The following is a 25,263-nucleotide window of genomic DNA, read 5'->3' as shown; positions in this document are numbered from 1 at the left end:
CCGACCACTGCCGAGCGCCTGACGCCCCGCCTGCTCCCACACGCCCGGCGCGCCGCCCGCTCCCAAGCGCCTGACGGGCCGGCTGCACCCGAGGTGCGTCTCCGCCGTGTTGGTGTGTGAGGGTCGGGCGAGGGTGGTAGCCGGGGGGTGTTGTTGGTGGATTGGGGGAGTGGCCACTCCTGCGGGAGTGCGCCGAAAGTGTGATCTCCGAATCGGGAAGTCGACACGATGATGAGGTCACTTTTCCGCGGATCAGGCCTCTGAGATGGGTGTTTTTCAGGCCGTATCACGTCAGGTGAGCGGCGGTGACCAGGACCCGATGTTCCGCCGGATGGGGGATCGCGCGATGATCTCCCGGTGACCGATACCTGTCTACCGATCCGCTGCGCGTGCGCGGGGGTACACCAGTGACCGGCGCCGGAACCGGCCTGTTGTTCTCTCCGTGGTTGTGGCTGGCGATGCCGCTGATCGTTTCCATCGACGCCGTACTGCCGATCGTGCCGGGCGACGAACTCGTGATGGCCGCGGCAGCGGTCGCCGACGGTGACCTTCGGTACATCGTCCTGGTTCTACTGACCGCCGGGGTCGGTGCCTTCATCGGGGACCAGTGCGCCTACGCGGTGGGCCGCGCACGGCTGCGTCGCGGGGGCGACGCCGTGCTCGGGCCGCGCCGACAGAAGGCGATGGACCTGGCCCGGGGCGCGCTGGCCAAAGGCGGGATGTCCGCACTGATCGCGGCCCGTTTCCTGCCCGGCGGCCGAACCGCGGTGAACATGCTTGCCGGCCGACTGGGCTATCCCCGCCCGCAGTTCCGCGCGGCGACGCTGGTCGGGGCGACCATCTCGGTGTCGTACGCGATGACGGTCGGCACGCTGGCGGGACGCATCGTCGAGGACAGTCCGCTGCTGGTGGTCCTCGGCGGGATGGCGCTGGGCGCCTCGGTGCCGTTGATCGTGGGAGTGCCGGCACGTGTCGTTCGCGAGGTCCGCCGCCGACGCCATGCCGGCGATGCGACGGCGACGACGGCGACCGTCGAGGTCTAACGCCGCGGCGGCACTTCGCCATCGAGCACAGTGGGGCGCGGGATCACCATCGATCCCGCGCCCCACTCGCCTATCCGCCGGCCGCGACGAGCTGCGCGCCCCGCCGCAAACGATGTGCCCCACAACGAGCGGTGCGCCGCCCGGCGAACGGTGCACCGGGCAACGAGCGGTGCACCGGACAACGAGCGGTGCGCCCAAACGCGAGCGGTGCACTGCACCGAGAGCGGCGCTCTCCGCAGCGAGCGGCGCACTTACGGGCCGGTGCCGGGAACTGCGTCGAGCGCGTACACATTCTTGTCACCGCTGCCGATATACACCATCCCGCCCGCTATCACCGGGTTCGAGCTGGTGGAGGCCCCGATGGAGCAGGCCCATTTCTTGGCACCGGTGCCGGCGTCGAGCGCGTACACGTTCTTGTCATTGCTGGGGACATAGACGACCCCGCCCACAACCGCCGGCGACTGCCAGACCATGCCTCCGGTGGTGTAAGCCCACTTCTTGGCGCCGGTGGCGGCGTCGAGGGCGTATACGTTCTTGTCGGCGCTGCCGACGTACACCACCCCGCTCACGACGACCGGCGAGGAAACGACCTTTTCGCCGGTGGTGTAGACCCATTTCCTGGTGCCGGTGGCGGCGTCGAGGGCGTACACGTTCTTGTCGGCGCTGCCGACGTACACCACCCCGCCCGCCACCACAGGCGACGAGAAGACCTCGGCGCCTGTCGCGTGGCCCCACTTCCTGGTGCCGGTGGCGGCATCGAGCGCGTACACGTTCTTGTCGACGCTGCCGACGTACACCACCCCGTCCGCCACCGCCGGAACCGAACTGATCTCGGCCCCGGTGGCAGCGGCCCACTTCTTGGCACCCGTGGTTGCGTCCAGCGCGTACACGTTCTTGTTCCGGCAGCCGACGTACACCACCCCGTCGACCACCACCGGCGACGAGTCGACCTCGGCGCCTGTGGCGTAGTCCCACTTCTTGGTTCCCGTGGCGGCGTCGAGCGCGTAGACGTTCTTGTCGCGGCTGCCGACGTACACCACTCCGTTCACCACCGCCGGCGAGGAGCCGACCACGTGACCGGTGGTGTAGGCCCACTTCTTGGTGCCGGTGGCGGCGTCGAGCGCGTACACGTTCTTGTCGTGGCTGCCGATGTACACCACCCCGTCCACGACCGCCGGCGAGGAGTCGACCTCGGCCCCGGTGGAGTAGGACCAGCGCACCGTGGTGTCGGTGCGGGCCACTGCGGGCGGGGACGACGGGACCTGGTCGCCGGCGGTGCGCTGCGGTTCTCGCCGGTCGTCGGGCGAGTCGAGCAGTTCGAGAACGCCGCTGATGCCCAGAGCGGTGACTGCGCCGCCGCCGACAAGCCACAGTAGGCGGCGGCGCGTGGGGGTCGGGGCTTCGGATGGGCCGCCGCCGGCACCACTTCGCGGTGTGCCGCTTGCGGCGGGCTTTCGATCGAGGCCGATGGTCGGCGCGTCGCCGATCGGATTCGCTTCCCGGACCATGCGCCGGGTTTCGGCGTCCGGGGCGAGGTCGACGGCGGCGCGCAGACGTCGGTGTACCTCGTCGGCGGTGTCGGGTCGGTCCCGGGGGTCCTTGGCGAGCAACGCGAGGACAAGGTCGTCGAGTTCGGCGGGTACGCCGTGGCGGTGTTCGCCGGGTCTCGTGGGCGTCTTCCGCAGGTGGGCGTTCATCATCGAGACCGGGCCGGTGGCGTTGAACGGCACGTTGCCGGTGAGGAGTTCGTGCAGGACGCAGCCGAGCGAGTACAGGTCCGAGCGGGCATCCCCGGGCTGCTCGTCGAAGCGCTCGGGCGGCATGTAGGCGAGGGTGCCCATCACCTTGCTGGTTCGGTTCGTGGACTCCACGAACCGGGCTATCCCGAAGTCCAGGATCTTGACCCGGTCCTCGACGGTGAGCATCAGGTTCGCCGGCTTCAGGTCCCGGTGGACGATCCCTGCGGTGTGCGCCCGGGCCAGCGCCGCGGCGGCCTGCGCCGCCCATCCCACAGCGGTGCGCACCGCAGGAGGCCCCTCCTTGTCGAGCACCGCGGCCAGGTCGCGGCCCTCGACGAACTCCATCACCAGGAACAGCGAACCGTCCCCCTCGTCCTGGCCGAGGTCGTACACGGTGACCACACCCGGGTGGTGCAGCGCCCCCGCCGTACGCGCCTCGCGGAAGAACAGCGCGGCACCGGAGGCATCGGCGTTCGCATGCGGGAGCAGCTTGACCGCGACCCGCCGCTCGATCAGCCGGTCCCGCCCTTCCCAGACCTCGCCCATGCCGCCACGCCCGACGAACCGGACCAGCTCGTACCGACCCGCCAACACCCGCACACGCAACCCCCGTTGCCACGCCCAAGGCCGACCCGGACTCTTCGCTCGGGAATGGTACGGCCCCGGTGGGCACCAAGGTCGCCTGATGCCGGCCGGGCCGGTGGCACGCCCGCATCCCCCCAGGCCACGGTCCGGCCATGTGCGCCCCGAACAATTGACCTGCTCAGAGCCCCACCGAATGTGGTGCCGGTTGCCGGTTGCCGGTCGACGAGGCGTATGCGTCCCGCGCGATCCGAGCCGGGGCGTTGCCGAGTCGTCGCGACCAGGTAGAGGGCGTGGGCGTCGGTATTCGTCAGGACCCATCAGCGAGCCGTCCTCCCCGCTGCGTGGCGTATCACCGCATGGAGCGGTGTACGCCACCGAGAGCAGCGCTCTCCGCTGCGAGCGGCGCACCACATAGCGAGCCGTGCGTCCTGCTGCGAGCGGTGCACCGCACAAGGAGCGGTGCACCGAGCAGCGAGCAATGCCTCGAACGGCGAGCGGTGCCCCCAGTCGGAAGCACTGCTCTCTATTGCGAGCATTGCTCTCCGTTTCGAGCGGCGCCCTCTATTCAGAGCACTGCTCTCCATGGCGAGCGGTGTCCTCCATCGAGAGCGCTGGACTTCGCCGTCGCCGCGAGCGGCGCGCACTGTAGCGAGCCGTGCCAAGCCGTGCGTTCCGCTGCGAACGGTGCACCGCGAAAAGAGCGGTGCACCGAACAGCGAACGGCGAACCCATCCGCGAGCGCTGCTCTCAATAGCGAGCACCGCACCCGACCGCGATCACTGCACCCACAGCTGCGAGCCCGGCACCCCCCGACCGCGAGCACCGCACCCAGCTGCGAGCACCGCGCCCGACCGCGAGCACCGCGCCCAACTGCGAGCACCGCGCCCGAGCACGAGCCAGCACCCCGCCGCGACCCGTCCACCCGTCCCGAGCCGCGAACACCACACCACCGGCAGCGCGCAGGTGCTACGCCGCCGCCCCACGCTCCGTCAGCATCGACCGCATCAGGTCGATCTCCGAACTCTGGCCCACCACCATCGTGTTCGCCAGATCCCGGACCTGCTGGACCTGGGCGCGCGCCACGCCCTCGCGGGCCATGGCCACACCCGCCTCGTGGTGCGTGATCATCAGCTGGAGGAACATCACCTCGGCGTCCTTGCCGTGCAACGTCGCCAGCTTGTCCAACTGCGCCTGCGTGGCCATGCCCGGCATCAGCTGGGTGTCCGCCCCGGCCGCCGGCGTGCCGTGACCGGAGTGGCCCGGCATCGAACCCGGCGTCATCCACTGCATGACCGGCCGGGTCGAGCCGAGGGTGAGGCCCCACAGTTGGAGCCAGGACGCCATCCGGCCGATCTGCTCCTGCTGGGTCAGCGCGATGTCGTACGCGAGCTTGCGGGTCGCGTCGTCCTGGGTCAGGTCGCGGACCATCATCGCCATCTGTACGGCCTGCGCGTGGTGCGTACGCATGTCGCGTGCGAACCCGGCGTCGACGGAATCGTCGGCCGGCGGGTTCGGCACCGCGGCCGGCGCCGGCCCCAGCGCACGGGTGGGCGCGGCGGCGGCGGCCGGTTTCGTCGAGTCGTCGGACGAACAGGCCGCCAGCGCGGGTACCGCGAGCAGCCCGGTCGCCACGATCAGCGCGACGCGTGCGCGGGGCCTCACGAGGTCGGCTTCCCGACCCCGCCCGTGCACGGCGAACCGGGCTCCGGGGTCTGCTTGCCTTCCTTGTACACCTTGATGAACTGGTCCAGGCGCGGGTCGCTCGCGTTGTCCAGCTTCAGCTGCAGACCCCACGCCGAGGCGACGACCGGCTTGTCCAGCCCGTCGTAGGGGCTCAGCATCATGTACGTCTTGCCCTTGACCTTGGACTTCAGGATCTCCAGCTGGTCCGCGGGCAGATTCGACTGGTAGGTGATCCACACCGTGCCGTGTTCCAGCGAGTGCACGCCGTTGCGGTTGGGGATCGGCGAGTCGTAGATCCCGCAGTTCTGCCAGACCGGGTCGTGCTCGCCGCCCACCGGCGGGGTCTGCTTGTAGGTGACGTCCTTGGGCTTGGAGATGTGCCCCTGCGACGCGGTGTACGCGGCCACCCCGGCTATGTCGCTCTTGGTGTTGGGGTCGGGCTTGACGTCGGCGATGACGTTGTTCGCGCTGCTCTTCTTGTCGCCGTCGTCGTTGGACGACATCACCACGGCGGTCAGTCCGGCCACCAGGGCGAGGACCGCGATGCCCGAGGCGGCGAAGATGATCGCCGAGCGGCGTTTGGCGGCCTTGCGCTCCTGCTCGCGCTGAGCGGCCACCCGCTCACGCGTTGCCGCCATCCTGGCCGTTCGCTGCGCCTTGCTCTGCTTCTTCGAGGTGTTGGGGGACTGTTGCCCCATGGCTCCGCCTTATTCCGATTCCGGATTTCGTCTGTGGACCGTGCGAGGGTGTGCCGCGCGGATCACGTACGACTGACGCAGAGCACCGTCAGGTCGGAGGCGTCCTTGGCGGGCGCGGGCGCGAGCGCGATACCGATGGCGTCCGGTTCGGCCAGCCATGGCGGGAGCATCGAGCTGGGCGCGGGTGCGACTACCGGCGGCAGCGGCGGAACGGTGGCCGGCACACACGCGTGCGAGCGATCGCCGCACCGCCCCGAACCGTCGCCCTTGTCGTCCGGCCCGCCGTCGTCCCGGTCCTGGTGCGCGGTGTGATGGAAGGGGCACACCGTCGGGATCGTCGCGGTCGAGGGCACCGACTCGGCGTGGATCGGGAACGCGCTGCCGAGCAGCGCGGCGCACGCCAGTACAGCCCCGGCCAACAGCCGGATCACCGGCCGCAGCGGGACTGCCAGCGAGGCCATCCGTTGCGTCACGGGCCCTATTCTCACCCGAACGAGTGACCCTGTGGGAAGTCGGGGCTCGATCTTTCGTTGTCGTGACGGGGACGTGACGGTGGATGCGAGTGTTCGGGCGTCTTCGCAGGTGTCTTCGCCGGCTTCCGCGCAGGCATCCCACCGGCGCCCGCGCCCGGGCGTGCCCACCGCGGGCCGGCGCCCGCCCGGGCCGGGGAAACCGAGGCAAGGTTCACGCTCCCGGCTCGATAGCATCGGTGTGCGAGCGAGAGCATCGGTGTGCGAGCGAGCCGAGTCCGGCCGCGCAGCACCCGCCAACCACATGTCAGGAGACGAACGGTGTCCGAAGCCCGAGTGACCATCAGCCGCGACCCGGACCGGGACGAGCGGGTGGTGACCACGGGCACTACGGCTGCCGAGCTCTTCGAGGGCGACCGCTCGGTGGTCGCCGCGCGCGTGGCCGGCCGGCTCGTGGACCTGGCGTACGTCCTGGTCGACGGCGACGAGATCGAGCCGGTGGGGATCGGCTCCCCGGACGGCCTGGACATCCTGCGCCACTCCGCCGCGCACGTGATGGCCCAGGCGGTGCAGGAGCTGTTCCCCGAGGCCAAGCTCGGCATCGGCCCGCCGATCAAGGACGGCTTCTACTACGACTTCGACGTCGAGACGCCGTTCCACCCCGACGATCTCAAGCGCATCGAGAAGAAGATGCAGGAGATCATCAAGCAGGGTCAGCGCTTCGCCCGCCGGGTCACCACCGACGAGGACGCGCGCGCCGAGCTGGCCGACGAGCCGTACAAGCTGGAGCTGATCGGGCTCAAGGGCTCCGCCGCCGAGGCCGCCGAGGGCGCTTCCGCGGAGGTCGGCGCCGGCGAGCTGACCATCTACGACAACCTGAACGCCAAGACCGGCGAGCTGTGCTGGAAGGACCTCTGCCGAGGCCCGCACCTGCCCACCACCCGCAACATCCCCGCGTTCAAGCTGATGCGCTCGGCCGCCGCGTATTGGCGCGGCAGCGAGAAGAACAAGCAGCTCCAGCGGATCTACGGCACTGCGTGGCCGAGCAAGGACGAGCTCAAGGCGTACACGACCTTCCTGGAGGAGGCCGAGAAGCGCGACCACCGCAAGCTCGGCGCCGAGCTGGACCTGTTCTCCATCCCCGAGGAGATCGGCTCGGGCCTGGCCGTCTTCCACCCCAAGGGCGGCATCATCCGCCGCACGATGGAGGACTACTCGCGCCGTCGGCACGAGGAGGCCGGCTACGAGTTCGTGTACACACCGCACGCCACCAAGGGCAAGCTCTTCGAGGTGTCCGGCCACCTGGACTGGTACGCCGACGGCATGTACCCGCCGATGGAGCTGGACGAGGGCCAGAGCTACTACCTCAAGCCGATGAACTGCCCGATGCACAACCTGATCTACCGGGCCCGGGGGCGCTCGTACCGGGAGTTCCCGCTGCGCCTGTTCGAGTTCGGCACGGTCTACCGCTACGAGAAGTCGGGTGTGGTGCACGGGCTGACCCGCGCCCGCGGCTTCACCCAGGACGACGCGCACATCTACTGCACGCGCGACCAGATGGCGGGCGAGCTGGACTCGCTGCTGACCTTCGTGCTGAACCTGCTGCGCGACTACGGGCTCGACGACTTCTACCTGGAGCTGTCCACCAGGAACCCGGAGAAGTCGATCGGCAGCGAGGAGAACTGGACCGAGGCCACCGAGACACTGCGCCAGGCCGCGCAGAAGCAGGGCCTCGAACTCGTCGACGACCCGGGCGGCGCCGCGTTCTACGGCCCCAAGATCTCGGTCCAGGCCAAGGACGCGATCGGGCGCACCTGGCAGATGTCGACCATCCAGGTCGACTTCAACCTGCCGGAGCGCTTCGACCTCGAATACACCGCGTCGGACGGCACCCGGCAGCAGCCGGTGATGATCCACCGCGCGCTGTTCGGCTCGATCGAGCGCTTCTTCGCGGTCCTGCTGGAGCACTACGCCGGCAAGATGCCGCCGTGGCTCGCGCCGGTCCAGGTGGTCGGCATCCCGATCACCGAGGAGCACGTCCCCTACCTCGAAGAGGTCGCGGCCAAGCTCAAGGCACACGGCATCCGGGTCGAGATCGACGACTCGGCGGACCGGATGCAGAAGAAGATCCGCAACGCCAACAAGTTCAAGATCCCGTACATGCTCCTGGCGGGCGACGAGGACGTACAGGCCGGCGCGGTGAGCTTCCGCTACCGCAGCGGCGAGCAGAACAACGGCGTGCCGGTCGACGCCGCAGTGGCCGAGATCGTCAAGGCCGTCCAGGACCGCATCCAGATCTGACACGGTGTCATCGGCCGCGGCCCGGGATCGCGCGACAGCGTGCGGTCACCGGGTCGCGGCCCGTCCCGGCCCACGGCATATGCTTCCTGGCATGACGAGCGAGCCCGAGATGCAGGACGGGGTTGGGGGGCCGGATGCCTTTGCCCGGCTGTGGACTCCCCATCGGATGGCGTACATCAAGGGTGAGAACAAGCCGTCGGGGCCGACTCCCGACGACGGGTGCCCGTTCTGCCGGATTCCGTCGCTGAGCGATGTCGACGGGCTCGTCGTCGCGCGGGGCGAGCAGGTCTACGCGGTGCTGAATCTGTACCCGTACAACGGCGGCCACCTGATGGTGGTGCCCTATCGGCACGTCGCGGACTACACCGACCTGGACGACGCGGAGACGATCGAGCTCGCCCGGTTCACCAAGCTCGCGATGGCCACTCTGCGCAAGGTGTCCGGTGCGCAGGGGTTCAACATCGGGATGAACCAGGGCCACGTCGCCGGGGCGGGGATCGCCGCGCACCTGCACCAGCACCTGGTGCCGCGCTGGGGCGGCGACACCAACTTCATGCCCGTGGTCGGGCACACCAAGGTGCTCCCGCAACTGCTCGCGGACACCCGCGAGATGTTGGCCTCCGCGTGGCCGGTCGACTGACCGGATCGGTCGGCGCCCCAAGGGTGCGGGCGCGCCGCGGGCGGGGCGGGCGCGCTCGGAGCCGGTGGGCGGAGGCGGTCCGATGGCAGGATCCAAGCGGCTGTTGTCAAGGAGAAGAGCTTTGAGCGCACGACCGGTTCTCGTGTACGACGGCGACTGCGGTTTTTGTACCCGGTCGGTGGAGTTCGCCCGGAAGCACATCCCGTTCGATGCCGACGTGGTGGCCTGGCAGTTCGCCGAACTCGAGGAACTCGGCGTCGAGCAGCACCGCGCCGAGCACGAGGTGTTGTGGGTGACCCCCGTCGGCACCGTGTACGGCGGCCACCACGCGGTGGCCAAGCTGCTGATGAACGCCGGCGGCCCGTGGGCCCTGGCCGGCGCCGCCCTGCGGGTGCAGCCGGTCAGCATCGCCGCGCACGGCGTGTACCGCCTGGTCGCGGACAACCGCGACCGCATGCCCGGCGGGACTCCGGCGTGTGCCATGCCGGCGCACCTGCGGCCGGATACCGTCACCCTGCACGGGTGAGTCGCGGGTTCGCCCTCGCGGTGGCCGCGGCGTCGGTCGCCGCGTACCTCGCGCTCGGCCTGTTCGGATCGGGCGACGCGTGGTGGCTCGGCGACCTGGCGGTGTATCGCGCGGGCGGAGCGGACGTGCTCGCCGGACACGGCGAGTTGTACACGGTCCGGCCCGGGCGGCTCCCGTTCACCTACACGCCGTGGGCCGGCCTGGTGTTCACGCCGCTGGCATGGCTGCCGTGGGTGGCGGTCAAGGCGCTGGGCGTGGCGGCGAACCTGGTCCTGGTCGCGGTGGCGACATGGCTCGCCTGGGGGGTGGCCGGACTGCGCGGCGATCGGGTGCGGGCCACCGCGCTGACCGCCGCGGCGCTGTTGTGGACCGAGCCGGTGCAGGAGAACCTGCGCTTCGGGCAGATCAACCTGCTGCTGCTGGTGCTGGTCCTGTGGGACCTGTCCCGCCCGCGTGGGGCCCGGCTGGTCGGGGTCGGCGTGGGGATCGCGGCCGGGCTCAAGCTGACGCCGGTGATCTTCATCCCGTACCTGCTGCTGACCGGACGGGTGCGCGAGGCGGTGACCGCGCTGGGGACGTTCGTCGGCACGATCGCGGTGGCGTTCGTGGTGTTGCCGCGTGAGTGCGTGGACTACTGGGGCGGGCTGTTCTTCGACGATGCTCGGATCGGGCTGGCCCAGTTCCCCGGCAACCAGTCGTTGCACGGTGCGGTGGCTCGACAGTTCGGCGCCGACCCGGCGCCGGGCGTGCTGTGGCCAGCGCTCGCGACGGTGGTGGCGGCGCTCGGGATGACGCTCGCCGTGCGTGCCGCGCGGCGCGGCGCGGAGCTCACCGGCATGGGGTTGTGCGCGTTGACCGCGCTGCTGGTGTCGCCGATCTCCTGGACGCACCACTGGGTGTGGGCGCTGCCCCTGGTGATCCTGCTGGTGGATCGGGTTCGGCGGACCCGGGCGTGGCCGGAGGTGGTGGCGCTCGCCGCCCTGTGCGCCCTCGCGGCGGCGTATCCGATGGACCGGCCCCGGGTGGCCGGCGTGTTGCCCGCCGGTCTCGTGTGGACGGTGCCCTTCGGCAACGATCGCGAGCTGCACCTGCGGGGGTGGCAATTGCTCGCGGGCAACGCCTATGTGATCGCGGGCGTGTGCGTGCTGATCGGTTGTCTGATCTCCTGTGTGATCGCCGAGCGGAGTGGTTCCGGATTTCACTCGTTCGCCCGGTTCGGTGCCGCTCGCCGATCGGCGGATCGATCCGGCTCCCAGGGTTTGGTCCCGTAGGCGCGGACGCCCTGCGCGGCCCACGGCTGGACGGTCCGCCCGTCTCGGCCGTATCCCCTCCGGACTGCGAGCGCACCGCCCAGCGGTGGCCATCCAAACCGGCGTTCGTAGACTTGTCCTATGTTCCCGCGGGGCCTCGAGCGCTCCGCGGACCTTCGTGGCGAGGCGGTACCGGATGCACGGCAGGGCCCGCCGGATCGGCATATCCACCGCGATACTCCTGCTGTGCACGCTGCTCGTGTCGACGCTCACCAGTGCCACCAAGGGTCCGCGTCCCACCGGCCCGCTCCTGATGGGTGGCGTGGCCGGCGATCCCGGCGCGCTGCAGATCGTGCCCACCGACGCCCCCGCGCGACCGCCCACCGCCGCGGAGCGCGCGTGGCTGGACGCCGGGCACGTGCCGGGCGACACCGCCGCTCGCCGGGACATGGCCGAGCGGGCCCTGCGCGATCTGCGGCTGCTCACCCGACCGGACGGCGCGGTGACCGCGTCCTGGCACAGCTTCTGGTCCAACGTCTGGCCCCGGGACGGAAGTTGGGTGGCCGCGGCGTACACCGCGACGGGACACCCCGACGATGCCCTGCTCGTCCTTCGGCACCTGGCCGGCCTGCAGCGCGCGGACGGGACGTGGGAGGCGCGCTACACGGTTGAGGGGATCGTCCCCGACCGGCGCCGGGCGCAGCAGGACGGCAGCGGCTGGATGCCGTGGGCGGTGTGGTTCTGGTACGTGGCACAGGACCCGAACGCCCCCGCGACCCGCGCGGGCCTGGCCGAGCTGTGGCCGGCGGTGCGGGCCGCCGCCGATCATGTCGCGGGAAGCCTGCAACGGTCCGGGCTGCCGCCGGCGGGCCCGGACTACTGGGAGACGCGCACCGATCAGATCACCCTGGGTACGGCCGCGCCGCTGCTGGCCGGCCTGCGCGCGTCCGCCGACCTGGCCCGCCGGATGGGCGACCCGGCGGCGACCCGGTGGTCCGCCGCCGCGTCCCGGCTCGACACCGGGATCCGCACCTGGTTCGGTGCGTACGGCTATCAGCGCACGCCGAGCTCCTCGGGGGGTGAGGACAGCGCGGTGACCTGGCTGGGGCCGCCGTTCGCGGGTCCCGACGCCAAGGTCGACTCGGCCGTGCGGCGCACCGCCGACCGGCTGACCCTGCCCAACGGCGGTGTCCTGCCCGGTCTGGACTGGGCCGGCGACCCGTCCACCGCGTGGACGCCGGAGACCGCGTCCTTCGCGCTGTACGACGCCGCGTCGGGACATCCGGCGGCGGCCGCTCGTCGGTTGGACTGGCTCGCTGCGCACCGCACCGCTTACGGCTCGCTCCCGGAGAAGGTGGCCGCGGACGGCACGCCGGCTTCGGTGGCGCCGCTGGCGTGGACCGGCGCCGCGGTGCTGCTCGCTCTGGTGGCTACGGAACGAGCACTGCCGGCTCCGGCGGTGTGAGCGATCGTTTGGGCCGCACCCGCCGAAGGCCGGCCCGCAGCCTCGCGTCGACCCTCTCCCACGGCACGAACGCGGTGAAGCAGATCACCGTCGGCAGGAAGTGGATCTCGATGCTCAGGTACGTCAACAGGTGGAAGCCCAGCCAGAAACACACCGCGAAGAACAGCCACCAGCGGCGCAGCACCAGCATCACCGGCGCGAGCAATTCGGCGATCATCATCACCCACTGGCCGAGCTGGAGCAGTACCGGATGGTCCTGGAGGGGCCGGGCGAACCCGGTCCCGCGTCGCTCGATCGCCCAATAGAAGGTGGCGCCGGTCACCCAGCGGAAGCCGGACTCGCGGATCTTGGCCCAGGCCGCGAAGAAGTAGCTCAGCACCACCGACATCTGCATGCACCGGATCACCCAGCCGGCTCTCTCGTCGCTGTGCCGATCCCGGAATCGGGCCCGCCCGGCGGTGGGAAGCAACCACAGGGTGACGGTGATGGCGAAGTGGTCGTGGTCGATCTTCCCGTAGGACATGTAGACGAATTCCCACCACGTGAACGCCACCGCCATCACGGTGCCGGACAGCCGGGGCAGGATGCCGAGCGCGGCGATCGGCGCGCCGATGAACATCACCATCCGCAGCGTCTCGGCCAGGGCCGGGGTGGGCACCGGCAGGTGCAGCGTGTCCGCCAGCCAGACCGGCTGGTACAGCGACGCGGGCAGGTGTGCGTTGCCCATCGTGCCCTTGGTCAGCGCGGTGATGTCGTACAGCACGAAGAGGTAGACGAACAGCCGGATCCAGGCGATCCGCAGGACCGGGACCGACGGGTACCACCAGCGTCGGGCGGCCCGGACCCAGCCCGCGGCGCCCTGCGCTGCGGTGCTCACTTGACCTCCCACTGGGTCAGCGTCTCGGTGAAGCGGCGTTCCTCGGCGGCGTCGCGCAGCACGACGGTGTCGCGCATCAGATAGAGCCGCAGATAGTGCGGGTCGTGCGGGTAGCGCTCGCGTTGGTTCTTGGCCAATTGCTGGAGCAGGCTCGGATCCTGGAGGAACTTCCAGAGCTGGCCCTCCAACTGGGCGCGGCTCATGCCCGAGTGCGCCATCGGGATGTGGATGCGCCTGCCGTCCGTGGTGTCGGCGTCGACGTAGTTCGACTCGATCACGCCGTTGGGATCGGTGCGGAACGCGTACTGGGTGAGCGGGCCGAAGGGGAACGCCATGTCGGTGCCCCAGATCGCGCCGCGCAACAAGGCGCCGAAAATCAGTACGGTCACCACCGCGCGCCAGCCCAGGCGGAAACCGCGGGATGTGCGCGGACGTCGTGTCGAGCCTTGGGACCCCCGATTGTTCACCCGCATATTGAACGCCATCCGCCGGGCACCCGGCACCTCGGGTGTGCGGCGGATGGCGGATCGACGTTCGACGTGCTAGTCGTCGGGCTGCGAGGTGACCTTCGCCGCGAGTTGTGGCGGCATCGGGTCGTGGCGGCAGTAGGCGCGGGCGAATTGGCCGGTGCCGTGGCTGATCGAGCGGAGGTCGATCGCGTAGCGGCTGATCTCGATCTCCGGGACCTCGGCGCGGATCAGGGTGCGGCCGGAGCCGGTCGGTTCGGTGCCCACCACTCGGCCCCGGCGCGAACTCAGGTCGCTGAGTACGCCGCCGACGTACTCGTCGGAGACGGTGACCCGTACCTCCGAGACCGGTTCGAGCAGGTGGATCCGGGTGGCCGCGGCGGCCTCGCGCAGCGCCAGCGCGCCCGCCATCTGGAAGGCCATGTCGGACGAGTCGACCGAGTGCGCCTTGCCGTCGGTCAGCGTCACGCGCAGGTCGACCATCGGATAGCCGGCCGCGACGCCCTTCTCCATCTGCGCCCGGACGCCCTTCTCCACGGACGGGATGAAGTTGCGCGGTACCGCGCCGCCGAAGACCTTGTCGACGAACTCGAACCCGGAACCGCCCGGCAGCGGTTCGACGTCGATCTCGCAGATCGCGAACTGGCCGTGTCCGCCGGACTGTTTCACGTGTCGACCGCGCCCGCTGGCCTTCTCCGCGAACGTCTCGCGCAGCGAGACCTTGTGCGCGACCGCGTCCACCGCGACGCCGTAGCGGCTGCGCAGCCGGTCGAGGAGCACCTCGACGTGCGCCTCGCCCATGCACCACAGGACCAGCTGGTGGGTGTCGGTGTTGTGCTCCAGGCGCAGCGTGGGGTCCTCGGCGACCAGGCGGGCGAGCGACTGGGAGAGCTTGTCCTCGTCGGCCTTGCTGTGCGCGCGGATGGCGACCGGCAGCAGCGGGTCGGGCATCATCCACGGCTCCATCAGGAGCGGATCGTCCTTGTCCGAGATGGTGTCGCCGGTCTCGGCCCGGGTGAGTTTGGCGATCGCGACGATGTCGCCGGCGATGCCGCGGTTGAGCGAGCGCTGGTGTTTGCCCAGCGGGATCGACATCGCGCCGATCCGCTCGTCCAGGTCGTGGTCCTCGTGTCCGCGATCGGCCATGCCGTGCCCGGAGACGTGCACCGTCATGTCCGGGCGCAGCGTGCCGGAGAAGATCCGGACCAGCGAGATCCGGCCCACGTACGGGTCGGACGTCGTCTTGACCACCTCGGCCGCGAGCGGGCCCTCGGGGTCGCAGGTCAGCGGGTCGCGGGGCTTGCCGTCGGGGGTGGTGACCGGCAGCACCTCGTGCTCGGGTGGTGCCGGACAGGCCCGGACGATGCCCTCCAGGAGTTCGATGGTGCCCAGCCCGTCGGGGGCGACCGCGAGCACCGGGTAGAACGAGCCGCGGGCGACGGCCGTCTCCAGGTCGGCGATGAGCGTGTCGACGTCGATCTGTTCGCCGGAGAGGTAACGGTCCATCAGGGACTCGTCCTCGCTCTCCGCGATGATGCCCTCGATCAGCCGGTTGCGGGCGTCCTCGATCAGCGGCAGGTGCTCGGGGTCGGGGTCGAGCGTTCGGCGGGTGCCGGAGGAGTAGTCGTAGACCCGCTGGGTGAGCAGGCCCATCAGGCCCGCGACGCCCTCGTCCTCGCCGTGCAGCGGCAGGTACAGCGGCAGCACGGTGTCCGAGTCGGGGTCGCCGAACACCCGCTGGCAGATCAGCACCATCTCGTCGAAGTCGGCGCGCGCCTGGTCGAGTTTGGTGATCACGATCGCGCGGGGCATGCCGACCGAGGCGCACTCGTCCCAGAGCATCCGGGTCGAGCCGTCCACGCCGTCGGCGGCCGAGACCACGAACAGCGCGGCGTCCGCGGCGCGCAGGCCCGCGCGCAGGTCGCCGACGAAGTCCGCGTAGCCGGGGGTGTCGAGCAGGTTGATCTTCACGCCCTCGAATTCGACGGGCGACAAGGACAGCGCCACCGAGCGGTGCTGGCGGTGTTCGATGTCCTCGAAATCGGACACGGTCGTCCCGTCCTCGACGCGACCGGCCCGGGGAATCGTCCCGGTCGCCACGAGCAGGGACTCCACCAATGTCGTCTTGCCCGCTCCCGTGTGGCCCACCAGCACCACGTTGCGCACCGAGTCCGGGCTCGCCGGCGCGGTTACCCTGCCGACGGTTCCGGCGCTAGCTCCGGATTTGTCCGCCATGTGCCACCTCCTGGTTGTCCATGTCGTGCGGTCGTCGTCGACGTCCCCGTACGCACAGGTGCCAGGGCCTGTCCGTCCGTTTCCGGCGGGTCCGTCGAGATCGGACGGACAGGCTCTTGTCGGTCGTCGGTACGCCAACGTCCGCAAATCGATTCCTGAACGGCAGCATTGCCCCGACGTCCGACCGAGTACAAGTGTCCTCGCCGGATGCGCTGTTCTCCAACGCGGCACGCCCGGGTACGGCACGCCCGGGCGACGGGGGGCCCGGGAGGTGCGACCGCGTCAGTACGATGGGCGCACCAGGCGGGTCGAGTCCCTCGGATCCCCCGCCGCCCCGGCAATCCCTCGGGAAGGCGATGCTCAACAAATACGCTCGTGCCTTCTTCACGCGTGTGCTCACCCCGTTCGCGAGTTTTCTGCTGCGCCACAACGTGAGTCCGGACACGGTGACGCTGATCGGCACCCTCGGGGTGGTCGTCGCGGCGCTGGTGTTCTTCCCGATCGGCTGGTTCCTCACCGGCACGCTCGTCATCACCGCGTTCATCTTCTCCGACCTGGTCGACGGCAACATGGCGCGCCAGTTGGGCCGCTCGACCAAATGGGGGGCCTTCCTGGACTCCACGCTGGACCGGGTGGCGGACGCCGCGATCTTCGGCGCGCTGGCGATCTGGTTCGCCGGCGACGGCGACAACCTGCGCATGTGCATCCTGGCGATCTTCTGCCTCGGATCCGGCCAGGTCGTGTCCTACTGCAAGGCCAGGGCCGAGAGCCTGGGCCTGGCCTGCGACGTCTCCGGACTGATCGAGCGCGCCGAGCGGCTGGTCATCTCGCTGGTGGCGACCGGCCTCGACGGAATGGGTGTCCCCTACATCCAGGAGGCCGCGCTGTGGTTCATCGCGGTGGGCAGCCTGATCACGGTCTTCCAGCGGATGATCGCGGTGTATCGCTCGGCCTCCGCGATCGACAACGCGGTGTCCGGGGGTGACAAGGCATGACCGACCTCGGGCAGCGGCTGGCCGACACCGGGTACGCCCTGGGCTGGTCCGTGGTCAAGCGGTTGCCCGAACCGGTCGCCACCGCCGCCTTCCGGCGGATCGCCGACCTGGTCTGGCGGCGGCGCGTCGGCGGCGTGCTCCGGTTGGAGGCCAATCTGCGTCGCGTGGTGGGGCCCGATGCCACGCCCGAGCAACTTCGCGCGCTCTCCCGCGAGGGCATGCGCTCCTACCTGCGCTACTACCAGGAGGCGTTTCGGCTGCCGGTCTGGGACCGCAAGACGGTGCTGGCCCGGATGGAGTGCGACCTGACGCTGCTGGACGAGTGCAGCGCCCGCGGCAAGGGCGTGATCTTCGCGCTCCCGCACATGGGCAACTGGGACCACGCCGGCGCCTGGATCACGCTCAAGGGCTATCCGTTCACCACGGTCGCCGAGCGCCTGAAGCCGGAGTCGCTGTACAAGCGCTTCCTGGACTATCGCGAGTCGCTGGGCATGGAGGTGCTGCCGCTCACCGGCGGCGAGGGCAACACGTTCGGCACGCTGGCGCGCCGGCTGCGCGAGGGCCGGCTGCTCTGCCTGCTCTCCGACCGCGACCTGACCGCCGGCGGCGTGCCGGTGACCTTCTTCGGCGAGCAGACCCGGATGGCCGCAGGCCCGGCGGCGCTGGCCGTGCAGACCGGGGCGGCGCTGATTCCGGTCACCCTGCACTGGGACGACAAGGTCCTGCGGGGCACGCTGCACCCGGAGATCGAGGTGCCCGCCGAGGGCACCCGCCGGGAGAAGATCGCGGTGATGACCCAGCGGGTCGCCGACGCCTACGCCCGGGGGATCGCGCGCGACCCGCAGGACTGGCACATGCTCCAGCCGCTGTGGCTCGCCGATCTGGACCAACGCCGGCTCGCCCGGATCGGGGAGGCCAAGTGAGGATCGGCGTCGTGTGCCCCTACTCGTGGGACGTGCCGGGCGGTGTGCAGTACCACGTGCGGGACCTCGCGGCGAACCTGATCGCGCGCGGACACGAGGTGTCGGTGTTGGCGCCGGCGGACGACGACACCCCGCTGCCGGACTACGTGGTGCCGGCCGGGCGGGCCGTACCGGTGCGCTACAACGGCTCGGTGGCCCGGCTCAACTTCGGCTTCCTGTCCGCCGCGCGGGTGCGTCGGTGGATCCACGACGGGCACTTCGACGTGCTGCACATCCACGAACCGGCCACGCCCAGCCTGTCGTTGCTCGCGTGCTGGGCCGCGTCCGGCCCGGTGGTGGCCACCTTCCACACCTCCAACACGCGCTCGCGCGCGATGATCGCGGCCTACCCGATCCTGCAGCCGGCGCTGGAGAAGATCAGCGCGCGGATCGCGGTCAGCGAGTACGCGCGCCGCACCCTGGTCGAGCACCTGGGCGGCGACGCGGTGGTCATCCCCAACGGTGTGGACGTCGGCTTCTTCGCCGACGCACCCGTGGAGCCGACGTGGCAGGGCACCCCCGAGGCGCCCACCATCGGCTTCATCGGCCGCATCGACGAGTCGCGCAAGGGGCTGCCCACGCTGATCGAGGCGTTCCCGCGGATCGTCGAGGCGTTCCCGGGCGTGCGGCTGCTGGTGGCCGGGCGCGGGGACGCGGAGGAGGCGGTGCAGGACCTGCCGCAGGCGTTGCGCGACCAGGTCACCTTCCTGGGCATGGTCAGCGACCTGGACAAGGCCCGGCTGCTGCGCAGCGTGGACGTGTACGTGGCGCCCAACACCGGTGGCGAGAGCTTCGGGATCATCCTGGTCGAGGCGATGTCGGCGTCGGCGCCGGTACTGGCGAGCGACTTGGACGCGTTCCGGCAGGTGCTGGACGGCGGGCGCGCGGGGGAGTTGTTCGCGGTGGAGGACGCCTCGGCGCTCGCCGCCGCCGCGATCGCGCTGTTGCGCGATCCGGTGCGCAGGGACGCGCTGCGCGAGGTCGGGCGCAAGCATGTGCAGCGCTACGACTGGGAGACCGTGGGGACGGACATCCTGGGCGTGTACGAGACGGTCACCGCGGGGGCGCCGGCGGCGTGAAGTCGGCCCGGCCGGCGTCGCAGGCCGGTGCGCAGGCGGGGCATAGGGTCGCCGGGTGATGACTGTCATCTGGATCCTGCTGGCCGTGCTCGCGGTCGGCGTCTATCTCAGCTGGACCGCGGGGCGGCTCGACCGGTTGCATGCGCGGGTGGACTCGAGTCGGGCCGCGTTGGACGCGCAGTTGTTGCGGCGTTCGGCGGTCGCGCAGGAGATCGCCACCTCCGGGCTGCTCGATCCGGCCTCCTCGCTCGTGTTGGCCGGCGCCGCGCACGAGGCGCGCAACGCGGCCGAGGACGAGCGCGAGGTGGCGGAGAGCGACCTGACCCGCGCGCTGCGGTTCCTGTTCGAGGACCCCGCCCAGGCGGAGGACCTGCGGGCCCGGCCCGGCGGCGCGGAACTGGTCGCCGAACTGCAGACCGCGGTGCGGCGCGTGCCGATGGCCCGGCGCTTCCACAACGACGCGGTCCGCGGCGCCCGCGCGGTGCGCCGACACCGGTTGGTGCGCTATCTGCGGCTCGCGGGCCATGCCCCGTACCCGGTCACCTTCGAGATGGACGACGAGGAACCGCGCACATTGCAGCCCGGTGGTTCCTGACGAGAGCCCCGCAAAGGCCACCGTGGACAGATTGGCCCGGGTAATTCGCCGGGGTGGCATGACATTAGGATCCACATCACCCGTACGATGGAGCCAACCGTCGTCGTTCGCATCTGTGTGAGGTCATCCGTGTCCACCACCCCCGCAAGCCCCCAGACCGGCACCGACCTGGTCAAGCGCGGCATGGCCGAGCAGCTCAAGGGCGGCGTGATCATGGACGTCGTCAACGCCGAGCAGGCCAAGATCGCCGAGGACGCGGGCGCGGTCGCCGTCATGGCGCTCGAGCGCGTGCCGGCCGACATCCGCAAGGACGGCGGCGTCGCGCGCATGTCCGACCCGGACATGATCGACGGCATCATCGGCGCCGTGTCCATCCCGGTGATGGCCAAGGCCCGGATCGGCCACTTCGCCGAGGCCCAGGTCCTGCAGTCGCTCGGGGTGGACTACATCGACGAGTCCGAGGTGCTCACCCCGGCCGACGAGTCGAACCACATCAACAAGTGGAGGTTCACCACCCCCTTCGTGTGTGGTGCGACCAACCTCGGCGAGGCGCTGCGCCGGATCACCGAGGGCGCGGCGATGATCCGCTCCAAGGGTGAGGCCGGCACCGGCAACGTGGTCGAGGCGACCCGGCACATGCGCACCATCCTCAAGGACATCAAGCAGCTCTCGGTGCTGGACGAGGACGAGCTGTTCGTCGCCGCGAAGAACCTCCAGGCGCCGTACGCGCTGGTCAAGGAGGTCGCCGAGGCCGGCAAGCTGCCCGTCGTGCTGTTCACCGCGGGCGGCATCGCCACCCCTGCCGACGCGTCGATGATGATGCAGCTCGGCGCCGAGGGCGTGTTCGTCGGCTCGGGCATCTTCAAGTCCGGCGACCCGGCCAAGCGGGCCAAGGCGATCGTGGACGCGACCCTGCACTTCGACGACCCGGACGTGATCGCCAAGGTCTCGCGCGGTCTGGGCGAGGCGATGGTCGGCATCAACATCGACACCCTCCCGGCCGAGCAGCGCTACGCCGGCCGCGGCTGGTAGTTCGCGCCGTCGAGTCCCTCGCGCCTCGAACAGCACACCGCGCGCACGCGAACAGCACGTCGCGCACTCGAACAAGCTGTGAGCCGGGCCCGGACGCGATCGCGTCCGGGCCCGGCTCGGTACCTACGACCGGACGAGGTTGACGTGTCCACCACTCCCATCATCGGTGTCCTCGCCCTCCAGGGCGACGTGCGCGAACACGCCATCGCGCTGGCCGAACTCGACGCGATCGCGCGCCCGGTGCGCAAGGCGGAGGAGTTCGCCGAGCTCGACGCGCTCGTCATACCCGGCGGCGAGTCGACCACGATGTCCAAGCTCGCGGTGTCCTTCGGGCTGTTCCCGGCGCTGCGCGAGCGGGTCGCGGGCGGCATGCCGGTCTACGGCTCGTGTGCGGGCATGATCATGCTCGCCGACAAGATCCTGGACGGCCGCGAGGACCAGGAGACGGTCGGCGGGATCGACATGATCGTGCGGCGCAACGCGTTCGGCCGGCAGAACGACTCGTTCGAGGCCGACGTCCCCTTTGCCGGTCTGGCCGGCGGCGACCCCATCCACGGCGTTTTCATCCGCGCCCCGTGGGTCGAGTCGGTGGGCGCCGAGGTCGAGGTGCTCGCCCGACTGACCGCGGAGCCGTACGCGGACCGCATCGTCGCGGTACGCCAGGGCAACCTGCTCGCCACGTCCTTCCACCCGGAGCTCACCCCCGACCGGCGTGTGCACGCGTACTTCGTGGACATGGTCCGTGCCACGCTCTGAGTCCGCGCGCCGGTAGGATCTTCCAGCCTGTACAGGCCCGTGCAGTGCACCCGCGACCCGAAGGAGTAGAGGCGGATGTCCGGCCACTCGAAGTGGGCGACCACCAAGCACAAAAAGGCCGTCATCGACGCCAGGCGCGGAAAGCTCTTCGCCAAGCTGATCAAGAACGTCGAGGTGGCGGCGCGCACCGGCGGCGGTGACATCGCCGGCAACCCGACGCTCTACGACGCCATTCAAAAGGCCAAGAAGTCCTCGGTCCCCAACGACAACATCGACCGCGCGGTCAAGCGCGGCTCCGGTGCGGAGGCCGGCGGCGCCGACTACCAGTCGATCACGTACGAGGGGTACGGACCGAACGGTGTCGCGGTGCTGATCGAGTGCCTCACCGACAACCGCAACCGCGCGGCGTCGGACGTGCGGGTCGCGATGACCCGCAACGGCGGCTCGATGGCCGACCCGGGCTCGGTGTCGTACATGTTCACCCGCAAGGGTGTCGTGATCGTGCCGAAGAACGACCTGAGCGAGGACGACGTGCTGGGCGCGGTGCTCGATGCCGGCGCCGAGGAGGTCAACGACCTCGGCGACACCTACGAGGTGGTCAGCGAGGCGACCGACATGGTCGCCGTGCGGACCGCGCTCGTGGACGCCGGGATCGACTACGACTCGGCGGACGCCAACTTCATCCCCAGCGTCTCGGTCGAGCTGGACGAAGAGGGCGCGCGCAAGATCTTCCGGCTGATCGAGGCGCTGGAGGACAGCGACGACGTCCAGGAGGTCTGGGCGAACTTCGACGTCTCGGACGAGATCATGGAGAGCATCAACGCGGAATAGTCGCGATGCGCGAACGCGCGTGGGGCCGGCGGCAACTGCCGCCGGCCCCACGCGCGTTCGGGCCCCTGCCTACGGGTTGGTGTTTATCACGTACAGCAGGAAGCCCACGTACCACCCGGCGAACGCCGCCCCCGCGACCAGCACCGAGATCACCACGCCGCGCGGCCACTTGGCCATCAGTCGGGCCAGCGGCAGCACGATGGTGAAGGCCGGCAACATGAAGCGCGGCTTGGAGTGGAAGAACCAGCCGTTGCTCGTGGTCAGCGCCAGGAACATCACCACGCCGCCGTACACGTGCACCGGCAGCGGGATCCGGCGGTCCCGCAGGGACCAGATCATCAGGGCCACGGACAGGATGATCACGAACGTGCAGACCACGTAGATCGGCCGACCCAGGTGGGTGAGATACCTGGCCATCCACTGGACGGTGCTTATGCCCCAGTCGAACCGCAGGTTGAAGGCCTTGTCCTGGATCCACACCCACCCGTCGGGGCGCCCGGCCAGCCAGCCCACCCAGGCGATGAAGCCCACGCACGCCAGCGGCGAGACCAGGGTGGCCAGCACCGGGCGGCGGGCCTGCGGGGCCAGCAGCCCGACCCGGGTGCCGTCCTCGCGGCGGCCCAGCACGATCGCCAGCGCGGCCACGCCCATGGCCGCGACCAGGCCGAACGCGGTGTTCCGGGTCAGGCCCGCGAACAGGCACAGGGCGCAGGCCAGGGTCCACTGGCGGCGGACGAGAGCCAGCAGGCCCCAGGACGCGAAGGCCACGAACAGCGCCTCGGAGTAGACCATGGTGAGCACCATCGAGCCCGGCGCCACGCCCCACAGGAGCGCGAACAGGGTGGCCACCTCGTGGTTGCCGGTGAGTTCGCGCCCCAGCGCGTACAGCCCCCAGGCCGCGACCACGCCGGCCAGCACGGTGACGACCATGCCGGCGTTGAGCGCGGACAGGCCGGTCACGTCGCCGACGAGGCGGACCGCCCAGGGGTAGCCGGGAAAGAACTCGACGTTGGTCCAGTACGGCTTGCCGGCCGGCGAGACCGGGATCTTGTCGACGTAGCCGAAGTCCGCGATGTCGCGGAACCAGACGCCGTCCCACGAGCCGACCATGGACCAGAACGGCTTCCCGGTCGCCAACGCCATCGCGCCGAGCACCGCGAGGTTGATCGCGCGCGCGATCAGGTAGCCGAGTACCGCGGTGCGGGCCGGGCGGAAGGAGGCGCTCGCGCGGTGCGCGAAGTCGACGACGCCGGCCCGCAGGCGGTCGGGGAGAGCGTCGGCGAAGGCGCCGTCGGCGGGCGCCGGCATCCTGATCGCACCCTTCTCGGCGGCCGGCGGGGTCTCGGCGACCGGCATGGACGGCGACGGCATGAAAACCTTCCGGGCGGCGAGCGAGGGCAGTCTCCAACCGACCCTAGCGTCGCCTGTGCGGGCTCCCGCGCGGCGACCGGGCCGCTTGGGCAACGATCGTCACAGGGCTGTCATCGGGGTGTTATCGACCGGGACAAGCGTACGTGTCGCTCGAACGAGTGATCACGGAGTGGCGGTACCCGGGGGATCGGCGCGACTGCACTAGGGTTTGCCTGGGCGAACAGGTGTTCGTATCGGGTGGTGCTCGGCGCGCATGCCGGCCGCCGGCCCGGCGACGCCGAGGGGACGAGCGGGACGAGAGGGGCGCGGCATGCGGGTCTTGGGGGTCGACCCCGGTCTGACCCGATGCGGCGTCGGCGTGGTCGACGGCGCGGTCGGCAAGCCGCTGCGGATGATCGAGGCGGGTGTGGTGCGCACCCCGGCCGAGGCGGCCATCGACGCCCGGCTGCTGGGCATCGAGCAGGGCATCGAGGAGTGGCTGGACCGGCACCGGCCGGACTGCGTCGCGGTCGAGCGGGTGTTCAGCCAGCACAACGTGAGCACCGTGATGGGCACCGCACAGGCATCGGCCGTGGCGATCGTGTGCGCCGCACGGCGCGGCCTGCCGGTGACGCTGCACACGCCGAGCGAGGTCAAGGCCGCGGTGACCGGGAGCGGGCGTGCGGACAAGGCCCAGATCGGCGCGATGGTGACCCGTATCCTGCGTCTGGACGGCCCGCCGAAACCGGCGGACGCCGCCGACGCGGTCGCGCTGGCGATCTGTCACATCTGGCGCGGCGGCGCCTCCGACCGGCTCGCGGCGGCGGTGGCCGCGGCGCGCACTCCCGCCGTGCGGCTGCCGCGCGGCACCCGCCGATGACCGGATCCGCTCGCCGGCCGCCTTCGACGACCGGACTCGGCAGGGCCGACATCCGGGCGACCGGCCCACGTACCACCGACCAGGCAGGAGCATTCGGGTGATCGCGTTCGTCTCCGGAACCGTGGCCGGTCTCGGCCCGGACACCGCCGTCGTCGAGGTCGGCGGGGTCGGCCTGGCCGTGCAGTGCACGCCCACCACGCTGGCCACGCTGCGCGTGGGGGCGGCGGCCCGACTGGCCACGTCGCTGGTGGTGCGGGAGGACTCGCTCACCCTGTTCGGCTTCGCCGACGACGACGAGAAGCGCACCTTCGAGGTGTTGCAGACCGCCAACGGGGTGGGGCCGAAGCTGGCCCTGGCGATGCTCGCCGTGTACAGCCCCGACGCGCTGCGCGCGGCGGTCGCGGGCAAGGACGCCAAGGCGCTCACCGCCGTTCCGGGGATCGGCCCCAAGGGTGCGCAGAAGCTGCTCCTGGACCTCAAGGACAAGCTCGGCGCACCCACCGGCGCGGGCGGCGCGCTCGGCGTCGGCGCCCCGGTGAGCGCGGGCTGGCGCGATCAGCTGCACGCCGCGCTGGTCGGCCTGGGCTATGCCACGCGCGAGGCGGACGACGCGGTCGCCGCGGTGACCGCCGAGGCGGAGGCCGCGGCCACGCCCGACATCGGCGCACTGCTCAAGGCGGCGCTGCGCGGCCTGAACCGCAGATGAACCGGCGCGGGCGACCCGTCGCCCGGCGCGGCACCACCGTGTCGCCCGGGTCGGGCAGGATGAGCGCAGGCCGCACGAACACGACCATGGGCGGAACA

At 70.7% G+C, this 25,263-nt stretch carries 23 protein-coding genes; 15 read left to right on the top strand and 8 right to left on the bottom strand.

Features of this window, described 5'->3' with window-relative positions; genetic code table 11:
- Positions 1–407 precede the first annotated feature (407 nt).
- Positions 408–1,043, top strand: a complete 636-nt coding sequence (locus ACFZBU_RS34160; RefSeq protein ID WP_391587593.1) for a DedA family protein — start codon at positions 408–410, stop codon at positions 1,041–1,043.
- A 251-nt stretch (positions 1,044–1,294) separates the two neighbouring features.
- On the opposite strand, the gene ACFZBU_RS34155 is transcribed toward ACFZBU_RS34160, so the two are convergent.
- From ACFZBU_RS34155 to ACFZBU_RS34140, 4 genes are all read right to left on the bottom strand, one after another.
- Positions 1,295–3,376, bottom strand: coding sequence for a PQQ-binding-like beta-propeller repeat protein (locus ACFZBU_RS34155; protein WP_391587592.1), 2,082 nt, complete (start codon positions 3,374–3,376; stop codon positions 1,295–1,297).
- A gap of 957 nt (positions 3,377–4,333) precedes the next feature.
- Positions 4,334–5,029: a DUF305 domain-containing protein gene (locus tag ACFZBU_RS34150; RefSeq protein WP_391587591.1), complete on the bottom strand. Its 696-nt coding sequence runs from the start codon at positions 5,027–5,029 to the stop codon at positions 4,334–4,336.
- Positions 5,026–5,748 carry a DUF3105 domain-containing protein gene (locus ACFZBU_RS34145; RefSeq protein ID WP_391587590.1) on the bottom strand — a complete coding sequence of 241 codons (723 nt, stop codon included), beginning with the start codon at positions 5,746–5,748 and terminating at the stop codon, positions 5,026–5,028. Before ACFZBU_RS34145 ends, ACFZBU_RS34150 begins: the two co-directional genes overlap by 4 nt.
- Positions 5,749–5,810: 62 nt before the next feature.
- On the bottom strand, positions 5,811–6,221 hold the full coding sequence (locus tag ACFZBU_RS34140; protein WP_391587589.1) for a hypothetical protein: 411 nt from the start codon (positions 6,219–6,221) through the stop codon (positions 5,811–5,813).
- 318 nt (positions 6,222–6,539) lie between these two features.
- Here ACFZBU_RS34140 and thrS point away from each other — a divergent pair, with 318 nt between their 5' ends.
- From thrS to ACFZBU_RS34115, 5 genes are all read left to right on the top strand, one after another.
- Complete coding sequence (gene thrS / locus ACFZBU_RS34135; RefSeq protein WP_391587588.1) at positions 6,540–8,519, top strand: threonine--tRNA ligase; 1,980 nt, start codon at positions 6,540–6,542, stop codon at positions 8,517–8,519.
- 79 nt (positions 8,520–8,598) lie between these two features.
- The gene (locus tag ACFZBU_RS34130; protein WP_391587587.1) at positions 8,599–9,159 is read left to right on the top strand and encodes an HIT family protein; all 561 of its coding nucleotides are present in this window, start codon (positions 8,599–8,601) and stop codon (positions 9,157–9,159) included.
- Between the two features lie 121 nt (positions 9,160–9,280).
- Positions 9,281–9,685: a thiol-disulfide oxidoreductase DCC family protein gene (locus ACFZBU_RS34125; RefSeq protein ID WP_391587586.1), complete on the top strand. Its 405-nt coding sequence runs from the start codon at positions 9,281–9,283 to the stop codon at positions 9,683–9,685.
- On the top strand, positions 9,682–10,956 hold the full coding sequence (locus ACFZBU_RS34120) for a glycosyltransferase 87 family protein (RefSeq protein ID WP_391587585.1): 1,275 nt from the start codon (positions 9,682–9,684) through the stop codon (positions 10,954–10,956). Before ACFZBU_RS34125 ends, ACFZBU_RS34120 begins: the two co-directional genes overlap by 4 nt.
- A gap of 175 nt (positions 10,957–11,131) precedes the next feature.
- Positions 11,132–12,400 carry a hypothetical protein gene (locus ACFZBU_RS34115; protein WP_391587584.1) on the top strand — a complete coding sequence of 423 codons (1,269 nt, stop codon included), beginning with the start codon at positions 11,132–11,134 and terminating at the stop codon, positions 12,398–12,400.
- Here the strand turns inward: ACFZBU_RS34115 and ACFZBU_RS34110 are convergent.
- The 3 genes from ACFZBU_RS34110 to ACFZBU_RS34100 all read right to left on the bottom strand — a co-directional run bounded on the left by ACFZBU_RS34110 (position 12,366) and on the right by ACFZBU_RS34100 (position 15,979).
- On the bottom strand, positions 12,366–13,277 hold the full coding sequence (locus ACFZBU_RS34110; RefSeq protein ID WP_391587583.1) for a hypothetical protein: 912 nt from the start codon (positions 13,275–13,277) through the stop codon (positions 12,366–12,368). The genes ACFZBU_RS34115 and ACFZBU_RS34110 overlap by 35 nt on opposite strands.
- Entirely contained in the window at positions 13,274–13,666 is a 393-nt protein-coding gene (locus tag ACFZBU_RS34105; RefSeq protein ID WP_391587582.1) for a hypothetical protein, read from the bottom strand. The genes ACFZBU_RS34110 and ACFZBU_RS34105 overlap by 4 nt, the downstream gene beginning before the upstream one ends.
- 153 nt (positions 13,667–13,819) lie before the next feature.
- Complete coding sequence (locus tag ACFZBU_RS34100; RefSeq protein WP_391587581.1) at positions 13,820–15,979, bottom strand: elongation factor G-like protein EF-G2; 2,160 nt, start codon at positions 15,977–15,979, stop codon at positions 13,820–13,822.
- A gap of 290 nt (positions 15,980–16,269) precedes the next feature.
- On the opposite strand from ACFZBU_RS34100, the gene pgsA reads away from it, so the two are divergent.
- The 7 genes from pgsA to ACFZBU_RS34065 all read left to right on the top strand — a co-directional run bounded on the left by pgsA (position 16,270) and on the right by ACFZBU_RS34065 (position 22,229).
- Positions 16,270–16,974 (top strand): phosphatidylinositol phosphate synthase, encoded by a 705-nt coding sequence (gene pgsA, locus ACFZBU_RS34095; RefSeq protein WP_391587580.1) that lies wholly within the window; start codon positions 16,270–16,272, stop codon positions 16,972–16,974.
- Positions 16,971–17,897 (top strand): phosphatidylinositol mannoside acyltransferase, encoded by a 927-nt coding sequence (locus ACFZBU_RS34090; RefSeq protein ID WP_391587579.1) that lies wholly within the window; start codon positions 16,971–16,973, stop codon positions 17,895–17,897. The genes pgsA and ACFZBU_RS34090 overlap by 4 nt, the downstream gene beginning before the upstream one ends.
- Positions 17,894–19,015 (top strand): glycosyltransferase family 4 protein, encoded by a 1,122-nt coding sequence (locus ACFZBU_RS34085; protein ID WP_391587578.1) that lies wholly within the window; start codon positions 17,894–17,896, stop codon positions 19,013–19,015. The genes ACFZBU_RS34090 and ACFZBU_RS34085 overlap by 4 nt, the downstream gene beginning before the upstream one ends.
- A gap of 58 nt (positions 19,016–19,073) precedes the next feature.
- The gene (locus ACFZBU_RS34080; RefSeq protein ID WP_355542609.1) at positions 19,074–19,610 is read left to right on the top strand and encodes a hypothetical protein; all 537 of its coding nucleotides are present in this window, start codon (positions 19,074–19,076) and stop codon (positions 19,608–19,610) included.
- Positions 19,611–19,697: 87 nt separating this feature from the next.
- The gene (pdxS, locus tag ACFZBU_RS34075) at positions 19,698–20,642 is read left to right on the top strand and encodes a pyridoxal 5'-phosphate synthase lyase subunit PdxS (protein ID WP_391587577.1); all 945 of its coding nucleotides are present in this window, start codon (positions 19,698–19,700) and stop codon (positions 20,640–20,642) included.
- 144 nt (positions 20,643–20,786) lie between these two features.
- Positions 20,787–21,398, top strand: a complete 612-nt coding sequence (pdxT, locus tag ACFZBU_RS34070) for a pyridoxal 5'-phosphate synthase glutaminase subunit PdxT (protein WP_391587576.1) — start codon at positions 20,787–20,789, stop codon at positions 21,396–21,398.
- 75 nt (positions 21,399–21,473) lie between these two features.
- Positions 21,474–22,229, top strand: coding sequence for a YebC/PmpR family DNA-binding transcriptional regulator (locus tag ACFZBU_RS34065; protein ID WP_391587575.1), 756 nt, complete (start codon positions 21,474–21,476; stop codon positions 22,227–22,229).
- Between the two features lie 69 nt (positions 22,230–22,298).
- On the opposite strand, the gene ACFZBU_RS34060 is transcribed toward ACFZBU_RS34065, so the two are convergent.
- Positions 22,299–23,600 (bottom strand): mannosyltransferase family protein, encoded by a 1,302-nt coding sequence (locus ACFZBU_RS34060; protein ID WP_391587574.1) that lies wholly within the window; start codon positions 23,598–23,600, stop codon positions 22,299–22,301.
- A 310-nt stretch (positions 23,601–23,910) separates the two neighbouring features.
- On the opposite strand from ACFZBU_RS34060, the gene ruvC reads away from it, so the two are divergent.
- Together ruvC and ruvA are read left to right on the top strand one after the other, a co-directional pair.
- Entirely contained in the window at positions 23,911–24,459 is a 549-nt protein-coding gene (gene ruvC, locus ACFZBU_RS34055) for a crossover junction endodeoxyribonuclease RuvC (protein WP_391587573.1), read from the top strand.
- Positions 24,460–24,556: 97 nt separating this feature from the next.
- Complete coding sequence (gene ruvA / locus ACFZBU_RS34050) at positions 24,557–25,165, top strand: Holliday junction branch migration protein RuvA (protein WP_391587572.1); 609 nt, start codon at positions 24,557–24,559, stop codon at positions 25,163–25,165.
- The last annotated feature ends 98 nt before the right edge of the window (positions 25,166–25,263 follow it).

This window comes from Embleya sp. NPDC008237, assembly GCF_042956465.1.
Taxonomy (GTDB): domain Bacteria; phylum Actinomycetota; class Actinomycetes; order Streptomycetales; family Streptomycetaceae; genus Embleya.
This window is presented reverse-complemented; position numbering and strand designations above follow the sequence as displayed.

Bases quoted from the DNA above. Each gene is read 5' to 3' on its own strand.
- ACFZBU_RS34145 (WP_391587590.1), bottom strand. From the start codon at position 5,748: ATGGGGCAACAGTCCCCCAACACCTCGAAGAAGCAGAGCAAGGCGCAG.
- ACFZBU_RS34130 (WP_391587587.1), top strand. From the start codon at position 8,599: ATGCTTCCTGGCATGACGAGCGAGCCCGAGATGCAGGACGGGGTTGGG.
- ACFZBU_RS34115 (WP_391587584.1), top strand. From the start codon at position 11,132: ATGCACGGCAGGGCCCGCCGGATCGGCATATCCACCGCGATACTCCTG.
- ACFZBU_RS34100 (WP_391587581.1), bottom strand. From the start codon at position 15,979: ATGGCGGACAAATCCGGAGCTAGCGCCGGAACCGTCGGCAGGGTAACC.
- pgsA (WP_391587580.1), top strand. From the start codon at position 16,270: ATGGGCGCACCAGGCGGGTCGAGTCCCTCGGATCCCCCGCCGCCCCGG.
- ACFZBU_RS34090 (WP_391587579.1), top strand. From the start codon at position 16,971: ATGACCGACCTCGGGCAGCGGCTGGCCGACACCGGGTACGCCCTGGGC.
- ACFZBU_RS34080 (WP_355542609.1), top strand. From the start codon at position 19,074: ATGACTGTCATCTGGATCCTGCTGGCCGTGCTCGCGGTCGGCGTCTAT.
- pdxS (WP_391587577.1), top strand. From the start codon at position 19,698: ATGGAGCCAACCGTCGTCGTTCGCATCTGTGTGAGGTCATCCGTGTCC.
- ACFZBU_RS34065 (WP_391587575.1), top strand. From the start codon at position 21,474: ATGTCCGGCCACTCGAAGTGGGCGACCACCAAGCACAAAAAGGCCGTC.
- ACFZBU_RS34060 (WP_391587574.1), bottom strand. From the start codon at position 23,600: ATGCCGTCGCCGTCCATGCCGGTCGCCGAGACCCCGCCGGCCGCCGAG.
- ruvC (WP_391587573.1), top strand. From the start codon at position 23,911: ATGCGGGTCTTGGGGGTCGACCCCGGTCTGACCCGATGCGGCGTCGGC.